This is a genomic window from Microvirga soli, from assembly GCF_016734765.1.
Classification (GTDB): Bacteria; Pseudomonadota; Alphaproteobacteria; order Rhizobiales; family Beijerinckiaceae; genus Microvirga; species Microvirga soli.
Window position 1 is genome coordinate 55370 of record NZ_JAERQE010000005.1, and the last position, 15766, is coordinate 71135.

Annotated in this window: 18 protein-coding genes; 9 read left to right on the forward strand and 9 right to left on the reverse strand. The window is 62.3% G+C overall.

What is annotated here, in order from left to right; all coding sequences use genetic code 11:
- Positions 1 to 39 precede the first annotated feature (39 nt).
- Entirely contained in the window at positions 40 to 987 is a 948-nt protein-coding gene (locus JKL45_RS06940) for an ABC transporter permease (RefSeq protein ID WP_201860387.1), read from the forward strand.
- The gene (locus JKL45_RS06945; protein WP_201860388.1) at positions 984 to 1826 is read left to right on the forward strand and encodes an ABC transporter permease; all 843 of its coding nucleotides are present in this window, start codon (positions 984 to 986) and stop codon (positions 1824 to 1826) included. Before JKL45_RS06940 ends, JKL45_RS06945 begins: the two co-directional genes overlap by 4 nt.
- Before the next feature lie 133 nt (positions 1827 to 1959).
- Here JKL45_RS06945 and JKL45_RS06950 read toward each other — a convergent pair whose 3' ends face one another.
- The 5 genes from JKL45_RS06950 to groES form a co-directional block, all read right to left on the reverse strand.
- Positions 1960 to 2958: an LLM class flavin-dependent oxidoreductase gene (locus JKL45_RS06950; RefSeq protein ID WP_201860389.1), complete on the reverse strand. Its 999-nt coding sequence runs from the start codon at positions 2956 to 2958 to the stop codon at positions 1960 to 1962.
- A gap of 167 nt (positions 2959 to 3125) precedes the next feature.
- Positions 3126 to 4214 carry a TRAP transporter substrate-binding protein gene (locus JKL45_RS06955; RefSeq protein WP_201860390.1) on the reverse strand — a complete coding sequence of 363 codons (1089 nt, stop codon included), beginning with the start codon at positions 4212 to 4214 and terminating at the stop codon, positions 3126 to 3128.
- A 309-nt stretch (positions 4215 to 4523) separates the two neighbouring features.
- A complete protein-coding gene (locus tag JKL45_RS06960; RefSeq protein WP_246498353.1) occupies positions 4524 to 5621 on the reverse strand; it encodes a S66 family peptidase in 1098 nt (365 codons plus the stop codon).
- Between the two features lie 81 nt (positions 5622 to 5702).
- On the reverse strand, positions 5703 to 7328 hold the full coding sequence (groL, locus tag JKL45_RS06965) for a chaperonin GroEL (protein ID WP_201860391.1): 1626 nt from the start codon (positions 7326 to 7328) through the stop codon (positions 5703 to 5705).
- A 56-nt stretch (positions 7329 to 7384) separates the two neighbouring features.
- Positions 7385 to 7699 carry a co-chaperone GroES gene (groES, locus tag JKL45_RS06970; RefSeq protein ID WP_201860392.1) on the reverse strand — a complete coding sequence of 105 codons (315 nt, stop codon included), beginning with the start codon at positions 7697 to 7699 and terminating at the stop codon, positions 7385 to 7387.
- Positions 7700 to 7932: 233 nt separating this feature from the next.
- On the opposite strand from groES, the gene JKL45_RS06975 reads away from it, so the two are divergent.
- Positions 7933 to 8145 carry an alkylphosphonate utilization protein gene (locus tag JKL45_RS06975; protein ID WP_201860393.1) on the forward strand — a complete coding sequence of 71 codons (213 nt, stop codon included), beginning with the start codon at positions 7933 to 7935 and terminating at the stop codon, positions 8143 to 8145.
- Between the two features lie 24 nt (positions 8146 to 8169).
- Here JKL45_RS06975 and JKL45_RS06980 read toward each other — a convergent pair whose 3' ends face one another.
- From JKL45_RS06980 to JKL45_RS06990, 3 genes are all read right to left on the reverse strand, one after another.
- Positions 8170 to 8391, reverse strand: coding sequence for a SlyX family protein (locus JKL45_RS06980; protein WP_201860394.1), 222 nt, complete (start codon positions 8389 to 8391; stop codon positions 8170 to 8172).
- Positions 8378 to 9130 (reverse strand): oxygen-dependent tRNA uridine(34) hydroxylase TrhO, encoded by a 753-nt coding sequence (gene trhO / locus JKL45_RS06985; protein WP_201860395.1) that lies wholly within the window; start codon positions 9128 to 9130, stop codon positions 8378 to 8380. The genes JKL45_RS06980 and trhO overlap by 14 nt, the downstream gene beginning before the upstream one ends.
- Before the next feature lie 170 nt (positions 9131 to 9300).
- On the reverse strand, positions 9301 to 10764 hold the full coding sequence (locus tag JKL45_RS06990) for an amidase (RefSeq protein WP_201860396.1): 1464 nt from the start codon (positions 10762 to 10764) through the stop codon (positions 9301 to 9303).
- A 351-nt stretch (positions 10765 to 11115) separates the two neighbouring features.
- Here JKL45_RS06990 and JKL45_RS06995 point away from each other — a divergent pair, with 351 nt between their 5' ends.
- From JKL45_RS06995 to JKL45_RS07005, 3 genes are all read left to right on the forward strand, one after another.
- The gene (locus JKL45_RS06995; protein ID WP_201860397.1) at positions 11116 to 11850 is read left to right on the forward strand and encodes a Crp/Fnr family transcriptional regulator; all 735 of its coding nucleotides are present in this window, start codon (positions 11116 to 11118) and stop codon (positions 11848 to 11850) included.
- A 149-nt stretch (positions 11851 to 11999) separates the two neighbouring features.
- Entirely contained in the window at positions 12000 to 12284 is a 285-nt protein-coding gene (locus JKL45_RS07000; RefSeq protein WP_201860398.1) for a hypothetical protein, read from the forward strand.
- 155 nt (positions 12285 to 12439) lie between these two features.
- Positions 12440 to 12871: a hypothetical protein gene (locus tag JKL45_RS07005; protein ID WP_201860399.1), complete on the forward strand. Its 432-nt coding sequence runs from the start codon at positions 12440 to 12442 to the stop codon at positions 12869 to 12871.
- 92 nt (positions 12872 to 12963) lie between these two features.
- Here the strand turns inward: JKL45_RS07005 and solA are convergent, their stop codons facing one another.
- Positions 12964 to 14103, reverse strand: a complete 1140-nt coding sequence (gene solA / locus JKL45_RS07010; RefSeq protein ID WP_201860400.1) for an N-methyl-L-tryptophan oxidase — start codon at positions 14101 to 14103, stop codon at positions 12964 to 12966.
- Positions 14104 to 14305: 202 nt separating this feature from the next.
- Between solA and JKL45_RS07015 the strand changes: the two genes are divergently transcribed.
- The 3 genes from JKL45_RS07015 to JKL45_RS07025 all read left to right on the forward strand — a co-directional run bounded on the left by JKL45_RS07015 (position 14306) and on the right by JKL45_RS07025 (position 15757).
- Positions 14306 to 14824, forward strand: a complete 519-nt coding sequence (locus tag JKL45_RS07015) for a YidB family protein (protein WP_201860401.1) — start codon at positions 14306 to 14308, stop codon at positions 14822 to 14824.
- 272 nt (positions 14825 to 15096) lie between these two features.
- Positions 15097 to 15330: a hypothetical protein gene (locus tag JKL45_RS07020; protein WP_201860402.1), complete on the forward strand. Its 234-nt coding sequence runs from the start codon at positions 15097 to 15099 to the stop codon at positions 15328 to 15330.
- A 163-nt stretch (positions 15331 to 15493) separates the two neighbouring features.
- Entirely contained in the window at positions 15494 to 15757 is a 264-nt protein-coding gene (locus JKL45_RS07025) for a hypothetical protein (RefSeq protein WP_312896921.1), read from the forward strand.
- Positions 15758 to 15766 lie beyond the last annotated feature (9 nt).

Sequence of the window (15766 nt, forward strand, 5' to 3'; positions counted from 1 at the left end):
CCGCAAAATGGGATGAGTGAAAGAGCGGATTCTAAACTCATGCTGCGTCTCGTTTTCTCTCGTCTTGTCTCGTTGGCTGTGACACTCGTGTTCGTGTCGCTGGCGATCTTTCTGATCCTGGAGGTGCTGCCGGGCGACCCGGCCGCCATCATGCTGGGCACCGCCGCGCGGGAGGATACGCTTGCCGCGCTGCGACAGGAGCTCGGGCTCGATCAGCCAGCGCTCCTGCGTTACCTGCAGTGGATCGGTGGAATCCTCCAGGGCGATCTCGGCACCTCGATCACCTACAAGATGCCGGTCTCGACGCTTGTGGCCGAGCGCATGAACGTGACGTTTCCGTTAAGCCTCCTTGCGATCCTCATCTCGACGGCGCTTGCCCTGCCCCTCGGCGTCGCGGCCGCAGCCCGGCGCGACGGGCCGGTGGACCGGGCCGTGCTGGTGTTCAGCCAACTCGGCGTCGCGGTGCCGAATTTCTGGATCGGCCTCCTGTTCATCCTGTTCTTCTCAACCTGGCTCGGCTGGTTCCCGGCCGGTGGCTTTCCGGGATGGAGCAACGGTGTCGGGCCTGCCCTGCAGGCGCTTCTCCTGCCGGCCGTGGCGCTCGCCCTGCCGCAGGCTGCCGTGCTCACACGCGTGACGCGCTCAGCCACCCTCGAAGTGATCGGCGCCGACTTCGTGCGCACCGCCCGTGCGAAGGGGGTCGACAGGGGAGCCACGCTGCGCCGCCACGTGGTGCCGAACGCGCTCATTCCCGTCACGACGATCCTGGGCCTTCAGCTCTCGTTCTTCTTCGGCGGCGCGATCCTGGTGGAGAACGTGTTCAACCTGCCCGGCCTCGGGCGCCTCGCTTATCAGGCGCTCAACCAGCGCGACCTCGTGGTGATTAAGGACATCGTGTTGATCTTTTCCGGACTCGTGATCGTAGTGAACTTCCTGGTCGACATTGGCTACGCCATCCTCGATCCACGCCTGAGGAGCCGGTCATGACGAAGCGCCCGCGCATCCCGCTGAATTCCGCTCTCGTGATCGGCGGCATTCTCACGGCGCTCCTCATCGTCACCGCCCTCGTATCGCTGGTCTGGACCCCGGAGGTGCCCACCCGCGTGCGCGTCGCCATGAGGCTCAAAGGTCCAGGAGAGGTCGGCATCCTCGGCACAGATCACTTCGGCCGTGACGTCGCCTCGCTGCTCATGGTGGGCGCGTGGAACTCGCTTGCCATCGCGTGGCCTGCGGTTCTGCTGGGAGCCGCCATTGGCACCGCCATCGGCTGCGCGGCGGCCGCATGGAAAGGCCTCGCGGACGAGATCGCCATGCGTGTGTCGGACGTGGTGTTCGCCTTCCCGGCGGTGCTCTCCGCCATCATGATCGGCGCGCTCTTAGGGTCAGGGCCGCTGGCAGCCATTCTGGCCATTGCGGTGTTCAATATCCCCGTCTTCGCCCGCGTCACGCGCGGCGTCGCCCTTCAGGTCTGGACCCTCGACTACATCGCGGCGGCGCGCGCCATCGGCAAGCATCCGCTGCGGATCACCTGGGAGGATGTGCTGCCGAACATCGCGGGTGCGCTAATCGTGCAGGTGACGATTCAGCTCGCGCTCGCGATCCTGACGGAGGCGGGATTGAGCTATCTCGGTCTTGGCGTTCGCCCGCCGAACCCGAGCTGGGGCCGGATGCTCAGCGATGCGCAGACCTATCTCTCGCAAGCCCCGCATCTGGCCATAGCGCCGGGCATCGCCATCGCGCTCTCGGTGCTGGGTCTGAACCTTCTGGGCGACGGCTTGCGCGACGCGCTCGACCCTACATTGAAGGGGCGCGGCGCTACGGCTTGAGACTGCGATGTCTTCGGCTTACACGTCATCACCGGCCTTGTGCCGGTGATCTCGATGCGAAAGGCGCCTCGCTTCATCATATCGCGGTGGCCGGGACAAGCCCGGCCATGACGCGAGGTGTTTGCTGGATTCTTTAAGCCGCCTTGCTCATTGCCTTCTGCAGGTCAGCCAGAATCTCATAAGAGCGCAACCGCTTACCATGATTGTAGATCGCCGAGGCGACGATGAGCTCGTCCGCGCCTGTCTCGGCAATGAAGGCTTCCAATCCCTCCCGCACGGTCTTGGCCGAGCCGACGACGGAGCAGGACAGCATGTTCATGGCCTGCGCCTTCTCGTGCGGCGCCCAATAGGTCTCGATGTCGTCGATGGGCGGCTGGAGCTTGCCGCGGGTACCACGGAACATGTTGGTGAAGGCCTGCTGCGCCGAGGTGAAGAGGTGTCGCGCCTCCTCGTCTGTATCGGCAGCGATCACGTTGACGCCAACCATTGCGTGGGGGCGGTCGAGCTGGGCGGAGGGCTGGAAGCGCTCGCGATAAACCTGGATCGCCTGCATCAGGGCGCCCGGCGCGAAATGGGACGCGAACGCGTAAGGAAGCCCGAGCATGGCAGCCAACTGCGCGCCGAAGAGGCTTGAGCCGAGAATCCAGATCGGCACGTTGGAGCCCGCGCCTGGCACGGCCTGGATCGCTTGATCCGGCTGCACGGGCCCGAGCAGCGCCTGGAGCTCAAGCACGTCCTGCGGGAAGGTGTCGGCCGCCATCGGATCGCGGCGCAGTGCCCTTAAGGTCCGCTGGTCCGTGCCCGGCGCGCGGCCGACGCCAAGATCAATGCGGCCCGGATAAAGAGCATCGAGCGTGCCGAACTGCTCGGCGATCACCAGGGGCGAATGGTTCGGCAGCATGATGCCGCCCGCCCCCACCCGGATCGTCTTCGTTCCGCCGGCCACATGGCCGATCGCCACGCTCGTCGCCGCGCTGGCGATGCCCACCATGTTGTGGTGCTCGGCCAGCCAGAAGCGGGTGTAGCCCCACTTCTCCGCATGCTGCGCAAGATCGAGGGAGTTGCGCAGGGCATCCGATGGCGTGAAGCCTTCGGGAATATGCGCGAGATCGAGGATGGAAAAGGGAGGCATGGGCGATCTTTCTGGTACGGTTCAAGGCCGAACAAGGATTGCCATGAGATCATCATTCCGGACGCCGGATGCAACCCATGCAGCCCCTCGTTCGGGGCACACCAGCCCTGCAAACGAAAAACCCGGCGCTTGGGACGCCGGGTTTCCGATGACCTGAGGGTCGAGACTTAGCCGCGGGTACGGGCGCGGATCATGTAGGTGTCGAAGGCGTATTCGGCCACTTGGAACCAGAGATATTCCTCGTTGCGGAAGGCGCGGAGCGAGTCGATCAGCTTCTTGAAGTCCGCGTTCTGGGCGGAAATCTCCGCATAGACCTCATTGGTCGCCTTATAGGCGGCATCGAGGATCTCGGCTGAGAACGGACGCAGCTGCGCGCCGGCGCCCACAAGGCTGCGCAGGGCCGCCGGGTTCTTGGCGTCGTACTTGGCGAGCATGTCCTGGTTCGCCGCCATGGCGGCCGATTCCACGATGGCTTTGTAGTGCTTCGGCAGGGATTCCCACTTCTCCTTGTTGAACATGAAGTGGAGCGTCAGGCCGCCTTCCCAGAAGCCCGGGTAGTAATAGTAAGGCGCAACCTTCTGGAAGCCGAGCTTCTCGTCGTCGTAGGGGCCGATCCACTCGGCGGCGTCGATGGTGCCGCGCTCGAGGGACGGGTAGATGTCGCCGCCCGCCACCTGCTGCGGGATCACGCCGAGCTTCGCCATGACCTGCCCGGCGATGCCGGCGATGCGCATCTTGAGTCCCTTCAGGTCCTCGACCGTCTTGATCTCCTTGCGGAACCAGCCGCCCATCTGAGTGCCGGTGTTGCCGCCCGGCAGAGCATAGAGGTTGTGCTTGGCCATGAACTCGTTCACGAGGCCGATGCCGCCGCCATGGTACTGCCAGGCATTGAGCTGGCGGGCATTGAGCGTGAACGGCACTGCGGCGGCGGCCGCGAAGGTCGGGTCCTTGCCGACGTAATAATAGGCTGCCGTGTGGGCCATCTCGACCGTGCCGGAGCTGACGGCGTCAGCGGCCTGGAAGGTGCCGACGATTTCGCCCGCCGCGAAAGGCTGGATCTGGAACTTGCCCTCGGTGGCCTCGGACACGTACTTCGCCAGGAAATCGGCGCCGCCATAGATCGTGTCGAGCGACTTCGGGAAGCCCGAGGTCAGGCGCCAGCGGATTTCCGGATTCGACTGAGCGATGGCCGGCTTGGCGATGGCTCCTGCGGCAAGGCCTGCACCGGCGGTTGTGAGAAAATTGCGGCGTTTCATGATTGCCTGCTCCTGTTCGAGGGCATGTCGCGCTGTGATAGAGGCCCGGTACAAGGGATAGACAACGCACAGTAAAGTTAGACTAAAGTCTTGATTTCGATTCCTCACGCGCTGCGACTTCCGGCGAGCCAATCAACGGCAGCCGTGATGGTTCCGGACTAACTGACTGATAAGTTTGAGACACTTTCGGCAGTCGCTTCGAGCTGCCGGATCCCAGCGCTCCGGTTCCTGTCACGAGCTATGAAGTCAGCGCAGAAGGCCGGAGGCGAGCGTGCATGTGAAGCATGAGTTCAGGCACTGGACTCGAACTCACGCATTGCGAGGTGAGACGCCGGCCTCCAGGATCTTCAGCCGCGAGCGCGTGCAATCGACCTCAGCCATGACTCCATAGGGCAGCGTCGCGATCGGATCGGTATGGCCGAAGTCGAGTTCAACCAACACCGGAAGATGCGACAAGCCCGCCTCGTTCAAGGCTCGCAGGACCGCCCTCTCCTGCCCCTGACGGTAAGCCTCATCCGTTTGTCCGCCCGGCCGCCCGAGAACGATGGCGGACAGGCGAGGCAGAATGCCTTGCGCAGTAAAGTTGCGAAGCCAACGGAGAACCAGTGCGGCGGCAGGCGCCTCCTCGGAGGTTTCGTAGAACAGGATGGCGCCGTTCCAATAATCCAGCGGCGGCCACCAATCCGAGCCTTTCAGCATCTCCAGAACCTCGGCGCAGCCACCGATCAAACGGCCTTTGACGGTCCCGGTGCCCTGCAACGTTCGAGGGCCGGCGGACGGCGTTAGCTTTCGACGCTGGTTCTGGCTCGCAGGGTCTTTCCAAGGCAGATACTCGACGGTCCACCCTTGCCTGTTCGGCTCGATCTCACCGATGGGGGCGGTTTCGAAGATGGCCTTGCGCAGAGCGTTCTCGGCATAGTCATGCATGCCGCCGTTCTCAGCGAAACCCGCCATGATGGTCGGGCCGTAGAAGGAGCAGAGACCCGCCTTCAGGCAGGCGAAGTGCAAAACTGTCGGATCCGAGTAGCCGAGAAAGACCTTTGGATTGTCTGCAATGACGCTCAGGTCGATGTACGGAATCAGCCGGATCGCATCGTCACCGCCGATGCTGGCGATGACGCCACGGATCGAAGGATCAGCGAAGGCCATGTGGATGTCTGCGGCCCGCGCCTGCGGGTTCCGGTCGAGCCAATCCGCCTCACGCAGAGCATGAGGCATCTCGACGGGCACGAGGTCAAAGGCACCGGCCAGATAGCGCTTTCCGGCCTCATAACGATGCGGAAAAACTGCCGGCCCGCCCCAACTCGTCGACACGATGGCAACGCGATCTCCCGGACGAAGAGCCTGAGGTTTGACCAGAGGCCTCTGCCACCAGCGATCAGTCATGATGTCCTCTGCGAATGACATTTCATTCTCGCAGATCGGGGACGCAAAGAAAACGGCGCCGCTTTCACGGCGCCGTTCTATTGTTGTGTGGGAGGTTAAGGCTTAGAAGTCTATGCCGCCGGCAGGCGTCGCCGGAGCGGCTTCCTTCTTCGGCTTCTCGGCAATCATCGCCTCGGTGGTGATGAGCAGGCCTGCCACGGAAGCGGCGTCCTCGAGCGCGACACGCACGACCTTTGCCGGGTCGATGATGCCGAACTTATAAAGGTCGCCATACTGGCCGGTCTGGGCGTTCCAGCCCGCCGCGTAGTCACCGGCCTCGGCCACCTTGCCGACGATGACCGAGCCGTCCTCACCCGCGTTGATGGCAATCTGCCGTGCCGGAGCCTGAAGGGCGCGGCGCACGATCTCGACGCCGGTCTTCTGGTCATCGTTGGCGGGCTTCACGCCATCGAGCGCCTTGAGGGCACGCAGCAGGGCCACGCCGCCGCCGGGCAGGATGCCTTCCTCGACCGCCGCCTTGGTGGCGTGCATGGCATCGTCCACGCGGTCCTTCTTCTCCTTCACCTCGATCTCGGTCGCGCCGCCGACGCGGATCACCGCAACGCCACCTGCGAGTTTGGCGAGACGCTCCTGGAGCTTCTCGCGGTCGTAGTCGGACGTCGTCTCCTCGATCTGCGCCTTGATCTGGCCCACGCGAGCCTCGATGTCGCGCTTGTCGCCGGCGCCGTCCACGATGGTGGTGTTCTCCTTCTCTATCACCACTTTCTTGGCGCGGCCGAGCATCTGCAGGGTCACGTTCTCCAGCTTGATGCCAAGATCCTCGGAGATCGTCTGGCCCTTGGTGAGAACCGCGATGTCCTCGAGCATGGCCTTGCGGCGGTCGCCGAAGCCCGGAGCCTTCACGGCAGCGATCTTCAGGCCGCCACGGAGCTTGTTGACCACGAGGGTGGCGAGAGCCTCGCCTTCCACGTCCTCGGCAATGATGAGGAGCGGCTTGCCGGTCTGCACGACGGCTTCCAGCACGGGCAGCATGGCCTGGAGGCCCGACAGCTTCTTCTCGTGGATGAGGATGTAGGGATCCTCCAGCTCCACGCGCATCTTCTCGGCGTTGGTGATGAAGTACGGCGAGAGGTAGCCGCGGTCGAACTGCATGCCTTCCACGACCTCGAGCTCGGTCTCCAGGGACTTCGCCTCCTCGACGGTGATAACGCCCTCGTTGCCGACTTTCTGCATGGCTTCCGCCAGCATACGGCCGACATCGGCGTCGCCGTTCGCCGAGATGGTGCCGACCTGGGCGATCTCGTCGTTGGACGTGACCTTCTTGGCGTTCTGCTTGAGATCCGCCACCACGGCCTCGACGGCCAGATCGATGCCGCGCTTGAGGTCCATGGGGTTCATGCCAGCGGCAACCGCCTTGGCGCCTTCCTTCACGATGGCCTGGGCGAGAACGGTTGCCGTGGTGGTGCCGTCACCGGCGCGGTCGTTCTGCTTGCTTGCCACCTCGCGCACCATCTGGGCGCCCATGTTCTCGAACTTGTCGGAGAGTTCGATCTCCTTGGCGACGGTGACGCCGTCCTTGGTGATGCGGGGAGCGCCGAAGGACTTCTCGATCACCACGTTGCGGCCCTTGGGGCCGAGGGTCACCTTCACCGCGTCGGCGAGAATATCGACGCCGCGCAGCATCTTGTCGCGAGCGTCCAGGGCGAATTTGACTTCCTTAGCAGCCATTGTTCGTCACTCCTGATGAGACGTAACGATGTGTGACTCTGATTACGGGATAGGCCTTAGGCGGCCTTCTTCTGGGCGGCGGTCTCTTCCAGCACACCCATGATGTCGCTCTCCTTCATGCTCAGGAGATCCTCGCCATCGATCTTGACCTCCGTGCCGGACCACTTGCCGAACAGCACGGTGTCGCCGGCCTTCACGTCGAGGGGGACGAGCTGACCATGCTCGTTGCGGGCGCCGGGCCCGACGGCGATGACCTCGCCCTGTTGGGGCTTTTCCTTGGCGGTGTCGGGGATGATGATCCCGCCCGCGGACTTCTGTTCAGCCTCGATGCGGCGGACCACGATCCGGTCATGCAAAGGACGGAACTTCATGAAGCTTCCTCCAATGATATCAGTCTGTTGAATACCTCAAGCGGAGCCGTTCGGGCCTCCGCGGCCGATGATTTGGTTGAACGATCTTCATCGTTCAAGAGGCGCGCGAAAAATTTTTCGGTCCTTATGAAGCCGAGTGCCAGCCCGGCCATACCGAGGTCCAATTGGACAACGGGTGCTCCAAGCGTTTATGCCCATTCCTGCAAGCACACATGGCACGCAGGGAGATCAGAATGGTTGTCAGGGACAGCAACGGGGCGACCCTCAACGAGGGCGATTCCATACAGGTCATCAAGGATCTCAAGGTGAAAGGCTCCTCGAGTGTCGTCAAACGCGGCACCGTGTTCAAGAACATCCACCTGACCGATGAAGAGGGCGAGATCGAGTGTCGGTCCGCCCAGATCAAAGGCTTGGTTCTCAAGACAGAGTTCGTGAAGAAGGTCTGACCCAAGCGCTCCTTCGGGTGGGCATCAATAGTGCGGCGGGGGAGGCTCTGGCGCAGACGGTCCGCCTGCATTGTCCTCGACCTCCTGCACCCGGTCGAGCACCTCATTGAGCTGCCGCGTGAGGCTGTCGATCTGCTTCCACTGGGCGACGACGGTCTGGTTCAGGTCCTCGATCACCTGATCCTGATAGGCGACACGGATTTCCAGGGCCTCGATGCGAGCATTGACGGCTTCAGGATCGTTCATCGTTCGCCTCCACTGCTTCCACCAGCCCATGGCCGAGGGCCACCCGCTCGTCGAACACGAAGCACTCGCCCTTCCACCGGCTCTCGGCTTCCGGCATGTCTTCCAGATACTTCAGGATGCCGCCCTTCAGGTGGAAGACCTCCTCGAAGCCCTGGTTCAGCATGTAGGCGCTAGCCTTCTCGCAGCGGATTCCGCCGGTGCAGAACATGGCGACCTTCCTGTGCTTGGCCGGATCGAGCTCGTTCTTGACGAAATCCTTGAATTCGCTGAAGCGCTTGATCCGGGGATCGACTGCGCCTTCGAAGGTGCCGATCTCGACCTCGAAGTCGTTGCGCGTGTCGAGGAGCACGATGTCGGGCTCCTCCAGAAGCCGGTTCCACTCAGCCGGCGACACATAGGTGCCGACCCGGCGCAGGGGATCGGTCTGCGGATCGCCGAGGGTCACGATCTCCTTCTTGAGCCGCACCTTCAGGCGCTTGAACGGCATCTCGGTGGCTGAGGAAAATTTCAGCTCCAGATTGTCGAGGCGACCTCGGAACACAGGCCCTGCCCGCAATTCGGCTATGAGGGCATCGATGCCCTCCTGCGTGCCGGCCACGGTGCCGTTGATGCCTTCATGGGCGAGGAGCAGCGTGCCCTTGATCCCGAGATCGAGGCAGAGCGCATGAAGCGGATGCTTGATCTCGCGGAAATCCGGCAGCTTTACGAACTGATAGAGAGCGGCAACCTTGTACGTCATGGGGGCTGTTTATCAGGAGGAGCCGAGCCGGGGAACCCAGCTGCATGATCCGCGATGTCGCTCTACAGTTCGTCATGGCCGGGCTTGTCCCGGCCATCCACGATTGCAGTCGTCAAAGACGTGGATCTCCGGAACAAGTCCGGGGATGACGGAGAGTATGTCATTTTGCGCTAAACCTTCGGCCAGGGCCGCGTCTCCGGGCACATCTCCTCCCAAGCCTGGGACAGCCGCAGCACGCCAACATCGTCGAAGCGGCGGCCGACAATCTGGAGGCCAATGGGCAGGCCGGCCTTCGTGTAGCCTGCATTCACGGAAGACGCCGGCTGGTCCGACATGTTGAAGGCGACCGTGTAGCCGATATGCTCGAAAGGCTCTTCCGGGTTGTGGATCGGGGACGCCAGTTCCGCCGGGTAGGCCACGCAGGGTGCAACGGGCGAGATCACGAAGTCGAAGCTTTGCGTGGCGGCCACCGCCGCGTGACGCATCACCATCATCTGGTTCATACCGTGATAGACTTCCGCGCCCGTGAGGTTCCTGCCCCCTTCCGCCCATTGCAGGATGTAGGGCAGGATCTTCGCGCGCTCGTCCTCGCTTAAAGGCGCCATGTCGGTCCAGGCGCGCTGGCGCCAGAAATCGTCGAGGCCATCGAGCATCTCGCGGGTGATGAAGGCCGGCACTTCCTCGATGACGGCGCCGGCGTCGCCTAAGAGCTGCGCGGCCCGCTCCACCACTGCACGGATCTCCGGATCGAGCGGCATGCCAATCCCCGCCTGCATCATGACGCCGATCCTCAGCCCCCTGATGCCGATGGTCAGATCGAGCCAGGGCAGATCCTGGTACGGCAAGCTCATAGGATCGCGCACATCGGGACGTGTGAGGCTCGTCATCATCAGGGCAGCGTCCCGCACGGTTCGAGTCATGGGACCCGCCACGCGGCCGTAGTAGGTCGGATCGATGGGGATGCGCCCGAAGCTGGGTTTGAGACCGAACACCCCGCACCAGGATGCCGGCAGACGGATCGAGCCGCCGATATCGGTGCCGATGTGGAACGGCCCATAGCCCGCAGCAGCCGCAGCGCCCGCCCCCGCCGAGCTGCCGCCGGGGTTCTTGGAGAGATCCCATGGATTGCGCGTGAGCGGATGGAAGCTGGAAAGGCCCGACGAGAGCATGCCGTAATCCGGCATGGTTGTCTTGGCCAGGATCACGACGCCGTCCTCCCGCAGCCGTGCCGCAGAGGGCGCATCCTCGGATGCAGGAACGAGCGGACGAGCGGCGGTGCCGAGCGGCACGGGCGTTCCCTTGGTGGCGATGTTCTCCTTGATCGTCGCCGGAATCCCGTCCAGCGCCCTCGCCTCGCCCCGCATCCAGCGCTGCTCGGAATCCTTGGCAGCCTCCAGGGAAGCCTCGGGTTCAAAGGCGTAGAGAGCCTGAAGGCACGGCTCGCAGGTCTCTATGCGGGCAATGACCGCCTTCGTGACTTCCACGGGCGAGATGGCCTTGTGGGCATAACCTTCAAGGAGTTGGGAGGCCGACCAATCTGCAAGACCTGCGGATGTATTCCCCGTGGAGTGATATGCCGACGATTGTGTGCTCAATGCGAAACTCTCCCGCTCGCGGATTCGAGCGGCAGCCATGCTGAAGCGATCCTTCCGATCGGTAAACCTGTTTTACCGCATCTCCGTGCATGACCCTATGAACCCCGCGCAGGGCATTCCGGTAAGGATTACTCCAAGCCGCCTCTTTGTACTCTTAGGAGGCATCCGCAACGCATCATCGGCACAAAGCTGGACCGGTGATGTTTGCCTGCTGAAAACACCCCTGTTCTGGCTAAGGTAACGTTTTCGAGAGATGGCGGAATAACAGCTTCGCTTGGCTGTTTATAACTAAGCAGCGCAGTTACGCAGCCAACAGTTGTGTTAATATAGTCCTTTAAAGATGCCTGATTTCCTTTCTTGGAAGCCAGCACAACACGGTGACACCTTGCCATGAAGAATGGCCCCAAGGCTGACATTCACCGGAAAAACCGGCTCCTTGCCACCTTGGAGCCAGAGGACTTTTCTTGGCTTGAGCCTCACCTTGAAGTCGTCGACCTGCCCCGAGGCAAGGTCCTCTTTGAGATGGGAGAGCCGATCAGGCACACCTACTTCCCCCACGATGCGATTGTTTCGCTTCTAACGGTCCTTCACAGCGGCGGATCTGTCGAGATGGCCGTCTTCGGTCGGGAGGGCGCCCTTGGATTTGTGAGCGCACTCGTCACCCGCCAATCGTTCGGTCGCTATGTCACTCAAGTTCCAGGAACAGCCTCGCGCGTTGCTTTGGAATGGCTGAATGAGGGCGTGGCCATGCGGCCGAAACTGCGGCATGCCATGTTTCGCTTCACCGAGGCATTCCTGGCCCAGACGCTTCAGATCGTCGCCTGCAATGCCGTTCACAGCGTGGAAGCCAGATGCTGCCGCTCCATCCTGACGACGCGTGATCGCACCGATCGGGACGATGTCCCTCTGACCCACGAAGCGCTGGCCGAGATGCTGGGCGTCCAGCGCTCCACGGTCAGCAGCGTCACGAGCGTGCTGCAAAAAGCCGGTCTCATCGTTCAGGGAAGAGGCGCGCTCAAGATCACTGACCGGGAAGGCCTCGAAGCGACGGCATGCGAATGCTACCACGCGATTCGTGGCATCTTCGACAAGCTCCTGCCGGGCGCGCTCAGACCTAATCGATAGGATTGTATGCCCTCTCCTATACCGAAGGGCATAGAAGTTTTCCGATGAAATCGATTTCTTCGCGTTTTGTGTCGGGTTCCCAACAGACGGGGTAACTCCGGCTTAGTACCTTCGACCTCTATTAACGCAAAGTTAATAAGAGGAAGACGATGGGCGATACTAAATTTCATAAAGATGAATTCAGTAACGGGGCCAACCATCCGAGGATCTACTCACCCGCCATACAGCCCTTGCTGCAGTCTCTCCTGGCAACCTTGGCCGATCTCGATTTCGACTACGAGAAGGAGCGCGAGAAAGTCAGCAACGGGTCTCCCGATATGACCATCAAAATCCGTGCCCTCGAAAAGCTCAAGAACCGGCATCGCGAGCGCCGCGACCCATACATTCAGCAACTCGCTGTCTTGCAGAAACGCATGATGGACCTGAGGACCTGATCGAACTCATAGACATCTGTTCGGCGCAGGAACGCCAAGCGCCGGGCTTGAATAACAAAGAACTCTTTGGGGGCTAAAGCACTCGATGAACAGGTCACACGGGTGCCGTCACAAGACCTGAGCACACCACACATGCTCACGCGGGATTGTCGCCAATGACAGAGGAAGAGATTGAGGTTGTTGCGGAAGAACTGGCTAAGATCGGGGGTGTGACCTGGTACCCGGGACGCGAAAGGGGAACCCTGATGAGGGTGGTCTGCGATCGCTACCGCGACCGCGCCAGGGTAGCCATCGAGGCCTTGGAGCGATACCGAGCCGCCAGACATGCGAGCGTGTCGCAGGACAACGAGAGGCCTGCAACGCTCTCGGCGATCAGCGCACCGGCCTCCCTCGCCAACGATGATATCAGGCCGGGAGCAACCGTGATCTACCGTCCTCCCGGGGATCGCAGGGCCTACCCTTGTCGCGTGGTCGAGATCAAGGGCAACCGCGCCTATCTCGCCCCCATCCTCAGGGCTTGCACCGATTGGGTTTCCATCGAGCACCTCATGCCGTCCAAGGCAGAGGATGCCGTAGCCCACGAATGAAGGGCAAAAGGGCGGTTCGTTTCCGAGCCGCCCTCACCGGTTGCGATGACGGACACCTGCCGGATCAGCTTGCCATGGAGTGCCTTGCCGCGTCAGGCCGAGCGTGATCCGAACCGGCGGATCTGAAAACGGGAGATATCGTTCGTCGATGCTCTTCCCAAGGCGAGATCGGCCAGCACCTCGCCGATGACGCTGGCGAACTTGAAGCCATGTCCCGAGCACGGGGACGCCAGGACGATCCGTGGATCGACAGGCGAGAGATCGATCACGAAATCATCGTCGGGCGTACGGGTGTACATGCAGGCGCGCATCTGCCGGAGGGGGCCATTGGCGTCCGGCATGGCCAGCGCGAGCATCCGCCGGATCTGCGCCTCGTCTTCAGGGTTACCGTCCTGCGCCAGATCGCCTGCGGATGGCAGAACCAACCCTTCCCGATGGGAGGCCGTCTTGACGCCGGTGCCGGCGAAGTCCGGAAAGCCGTAGCAAGCGTCGTCCTCGGATTCGAGCAGAAAGACCGGGCAGCGATCCGGCGTGAAGAGCGACGGCTCGAACGGCGAGAACCAGCCGAGCACCTGACGGGTGATCTTGAGGTGCGGTTTCAGCTCGGGGGCAAAATCGCCGATCCACGCGCCGGTCGCGACGATCACCGAGCCGGCTTCGATCACCTCCGTGTCCGTCCGCACGCGGATCCCGGCACCGAAGGGCTCGATGCCCAGAACACGCGTGTTCATGCGCGTTTCCGCGCCATGACGCTCCGCCTGCTGGACGAAAGTTCGGATGGCAAGCTCCGGACGCAGCAGCCCGCCTTCAGGCTGAAAAAGCCCTGTCCAGTCGGACGGAACCTTGAAGCCGGGAAACCGCCGGGTGATGTCGGCCGCGCTCAGCACGTCGTGAGTCAGGTCGTGCTGCCTGGCAGCCTCCAGCGAGCCGCTCACGATGGAAGCGCCCGGATACCCCGCTTCGAGAGCGCCCGTCACCGTCAGGATCGTTTCGCCCGAGAGCCTCTCCAGGTCGCGCCACTTCTCGAGAGCACGGCGCGCCAGAGGCACGTAGGAGGGATGTTCGAAATAGGACAGGCGGATGATTCTGCTCTCGCCGTGTGACGATCCTTTGTCGTGGCCGGGCTCGAACTGTTCGATGCCGACGACCCGATGACCTTGGCTGGCTAGGTTGAACAGTGCAGCGCTGCCCATAGCGCCAAGCCCGACTACCGCCACGTCGAATGTCGTCATCGAATATCCTTCACCCGTCATCATGCAGGATCGCCTGCATGGCGGAGCCGCATACCGTCAGGTTAGCCTAAAGCCTTCCGCTTCCCTGCCAACCCGTATTCACGCTCTTGCGCATCATGTTCCGCAGGAAAAGGCTGCCCGCGGCAAGGGAACTCTTTCGGTGCCGATGCGATTCCCTGTGCATCGACAGAGGAGGAACGACATGAGCCGCGGCTTTCCATCCATGACAGCACTTTTGGGCCTTCTGGCCGTTGCCGGTTTCCAGAACCGGGACAAGCTTTCCGAAATGTTCGGCAGTGCCATGGGCAACCAGGGCGGAGGCCAGCCCGGCGGCGCCGGTCAGCAGCCGGGCGGAATGGGAGGAGGAATGGGAGGCCTTGGCGGGCTTCTGGGCGGTGGAGGCCTGGGCGGACTCCTGGGCAGCTTGGGCGGCAATGCGAGCCCCGGCGGGCTGGTGAGCGGAGGCCTGGGTGAACTGGTCGACAGCTTCCGTCAGAACGGCCACGGCGACACGGTTGATTCCTGGGTGGGCACCGGCCCCAACAAGGAGGTTGCTCCAGACCAGCTGGAGGGCGCCATCGGCCCCGACGTGCTCGCAACGCTCACGCAGCAGACCGGCCTGTCCCGCGAAGAGCTTCTGGCTCGTCTGTCGAGGGAGCTTCCCAAGGCGGTGGATCAGTACACCCCTGGCGGGCGTCTTCCGAGCCAACAGGATTTTTAAGCGACCTGCAGCATAGGTTTCGCTGTGTTTTAGGCCATACGCTCCGGGATTATGCCGGCAGCGTATGGCCGAGATGCGTTGTGGACGTGACCTCCCTACCATCGAGGAACCGCGAGATCGGCAGGTCCCTCATTCTCATTGAGGTGTGACCGCCGGCATCCTGGAACTTCATCCTTTTGTCCTGGCCGCTACCTCCATCGTTTTCTTCCCCATGCTCAGCAATCGGATAGGCTTTTCCAACTTCGTCATATGACGAGGTGAGGGAGAAGCTGATGCATACGGATCGGTTTGTCGTCTTCAAGTTTCAGGGCGAGTGGCTGGTCACCTACGCAGACCGGCAGCAGACGGCGTTTGCAACACGGCAGGACGCGGAGCGATCCGCATTCGACGCCGCCGATATTCTCGCTTCCAGCGGCCATGCCGTCTCAGTCCTCATCATCCCGGACGAGGCGGAAGGGACAACCCCAATGCCGGACAAGAGCGAACAAAGGACGAGCTTGAACTGACCTGAAGCGTTCTCACTCCGCCCCGATATCAACTCTGGGGACAGAATGAGCTTCAGGCTCATGTCTTCTCGCCAAGACCAGCCTGCCGCAAGCTTGGGCATTCAGTTGCCACAATTGAATGCCCAATAGCCAAGATACCCTCGATCGTTCATTGGAGAGGATTGTGATCGCAGCCTACGATCTTGACGAAATGGTTGATCTCCTTGCCCTCAATCGCCCCTTCGAGGGCGTGGCTGGCCAGGCCATGGCCGGCAAGGTTGCCACACTGCCTCTTCGGGAAGCGGTAGCCCTGGTTGTCGAGGATTGGGCCGACGACAAGTTCCGGCAACTGAGCGCCGTCATCGTCAGGCATTCAGGACCCGCCATTCGAGGCTTCGAGGAGATTAAGGATCTCTACGTAAAAGCAGAGGCTGCCCCCGCCTCCTAACCGGCTGGG

Bases quoted from the DNA above. Each gene is read 5' to 3' on its own strand.
- JKL45_RS06940 (WP_201860387.1), top strand. From the start codon at position 40: ATGCTGCGTCTCGTTTTCTCTCGTCTTGTCTCGTTGGCTGTGACACTC.
- JKL45_RS06945 (WP_201860388.1), top strand. From the start codon at position 984: ATGACGAAGCGCCCGCGCATCCCGCTGAATTCCGCTCTCGTGATCGGC.
- JKL45_RS06950 (WP_201860389.1), bottom strand. From the start codon at position 2,958: ATGCCTCCCTTTTCCATCCTCGATCTCGCGCATATTCCCGAAGGCTTC.
- JKL45_RS06955 (WP_201860390.1), bottom strand. From the start codon at position 4,214: ATGAAACGCCGCAATTTTCTCACAACCGCCGGTGCAGGCCTTGCCGCA.
- JKL45_RS06960 (WP_246498353.1), bottom strand. From the start codon at position 5,621: ATGTCATTCGCAGAGGACATCATGACTGATCGCTGGTGGCAGAGGCCT.
- groL (WP_201860391.1), bottom strand. From the start codon at position 7,328: ATGGCTGCTAAGGAAGTCAAATTCGCCCTGGACGCTCGCGACAAGATG.
- groES (WP_201860392.1), bottom strand. From the start codon at position 7,699: ATGAAGTTCCGTCCTTTGCATGACCGGATCGTGGTCCGCCGCATCGAG.
- JKL45_RS06975 (WP_201860393.1), top strand. From the start codon at position 7,933: ATGGTTGTCAGGGACAGCAACGGGGCGACCCTCAACGAGGGCGATTCC.
- JKL45_RS06980 (WP_201860394.1), bottom strand. From the start codon at position 8,391: ATGAACGATCCTGAAGCCGTCAATGCTCGCATCGAGGCCCTGGAAATC.
- trhO (WP_201860395.1), bottom strand. From the start codon at position 9,130: ATGACGTACAAGGTTGCCGCTCTCTATCAGTTCGTAAAGCTGCCGGAT.
- JKL45_RS06990 (WP_201860396.1), bottom strand. From the start codon at position 10,764: ATGGCTGCCGCTCGAATCCGCGAGCGGGAGAGTTTCGCATTGAGCACA.
- JKL45_RS06995 (WP_201860397.1), top strand. From the start codon at position 11,116: ATGAAGAATGGCCCCAAGGCTGACATTCACCGGAAAAACCGGCTCCTT.
- JKL45_RS07000 (WP_201860398.1), top strand. From the start codon at position 12,000: ATGGGCGATACTAAATTTCATAAAGATGAATTCAGTAACGGGGCCAAC.
- JKL45_RS07005 (WP_201860399.1), top strand. From the start codon at position 12,440: ATGACAGAGGAAGAGATTGAGGTTGTTGCGGAAGAACTGGCTAAGATC.
- solA (WP_201860400.1), bottom strand. From the start codon at position 14,103: ATGACGACATTCGACGTGGCGGTAGTCGGGCTTGGCGCTATGGGCAGC.
- JKL45_RS07015 (WP_201860401.1), top strand. From the start codon at position 14,306: ATGAGCCGCGGCTTTCCATCCATGACAGCACTTTTGGGCCTTCTGGCC.
- JKL45_RS07020 (WP_201860402.1), top strand. From the start codon at position 15,097: ATGCATACGGATCGGTTTGTCGTCTTCAAGTTTCAGGGCGAGTGGCTG.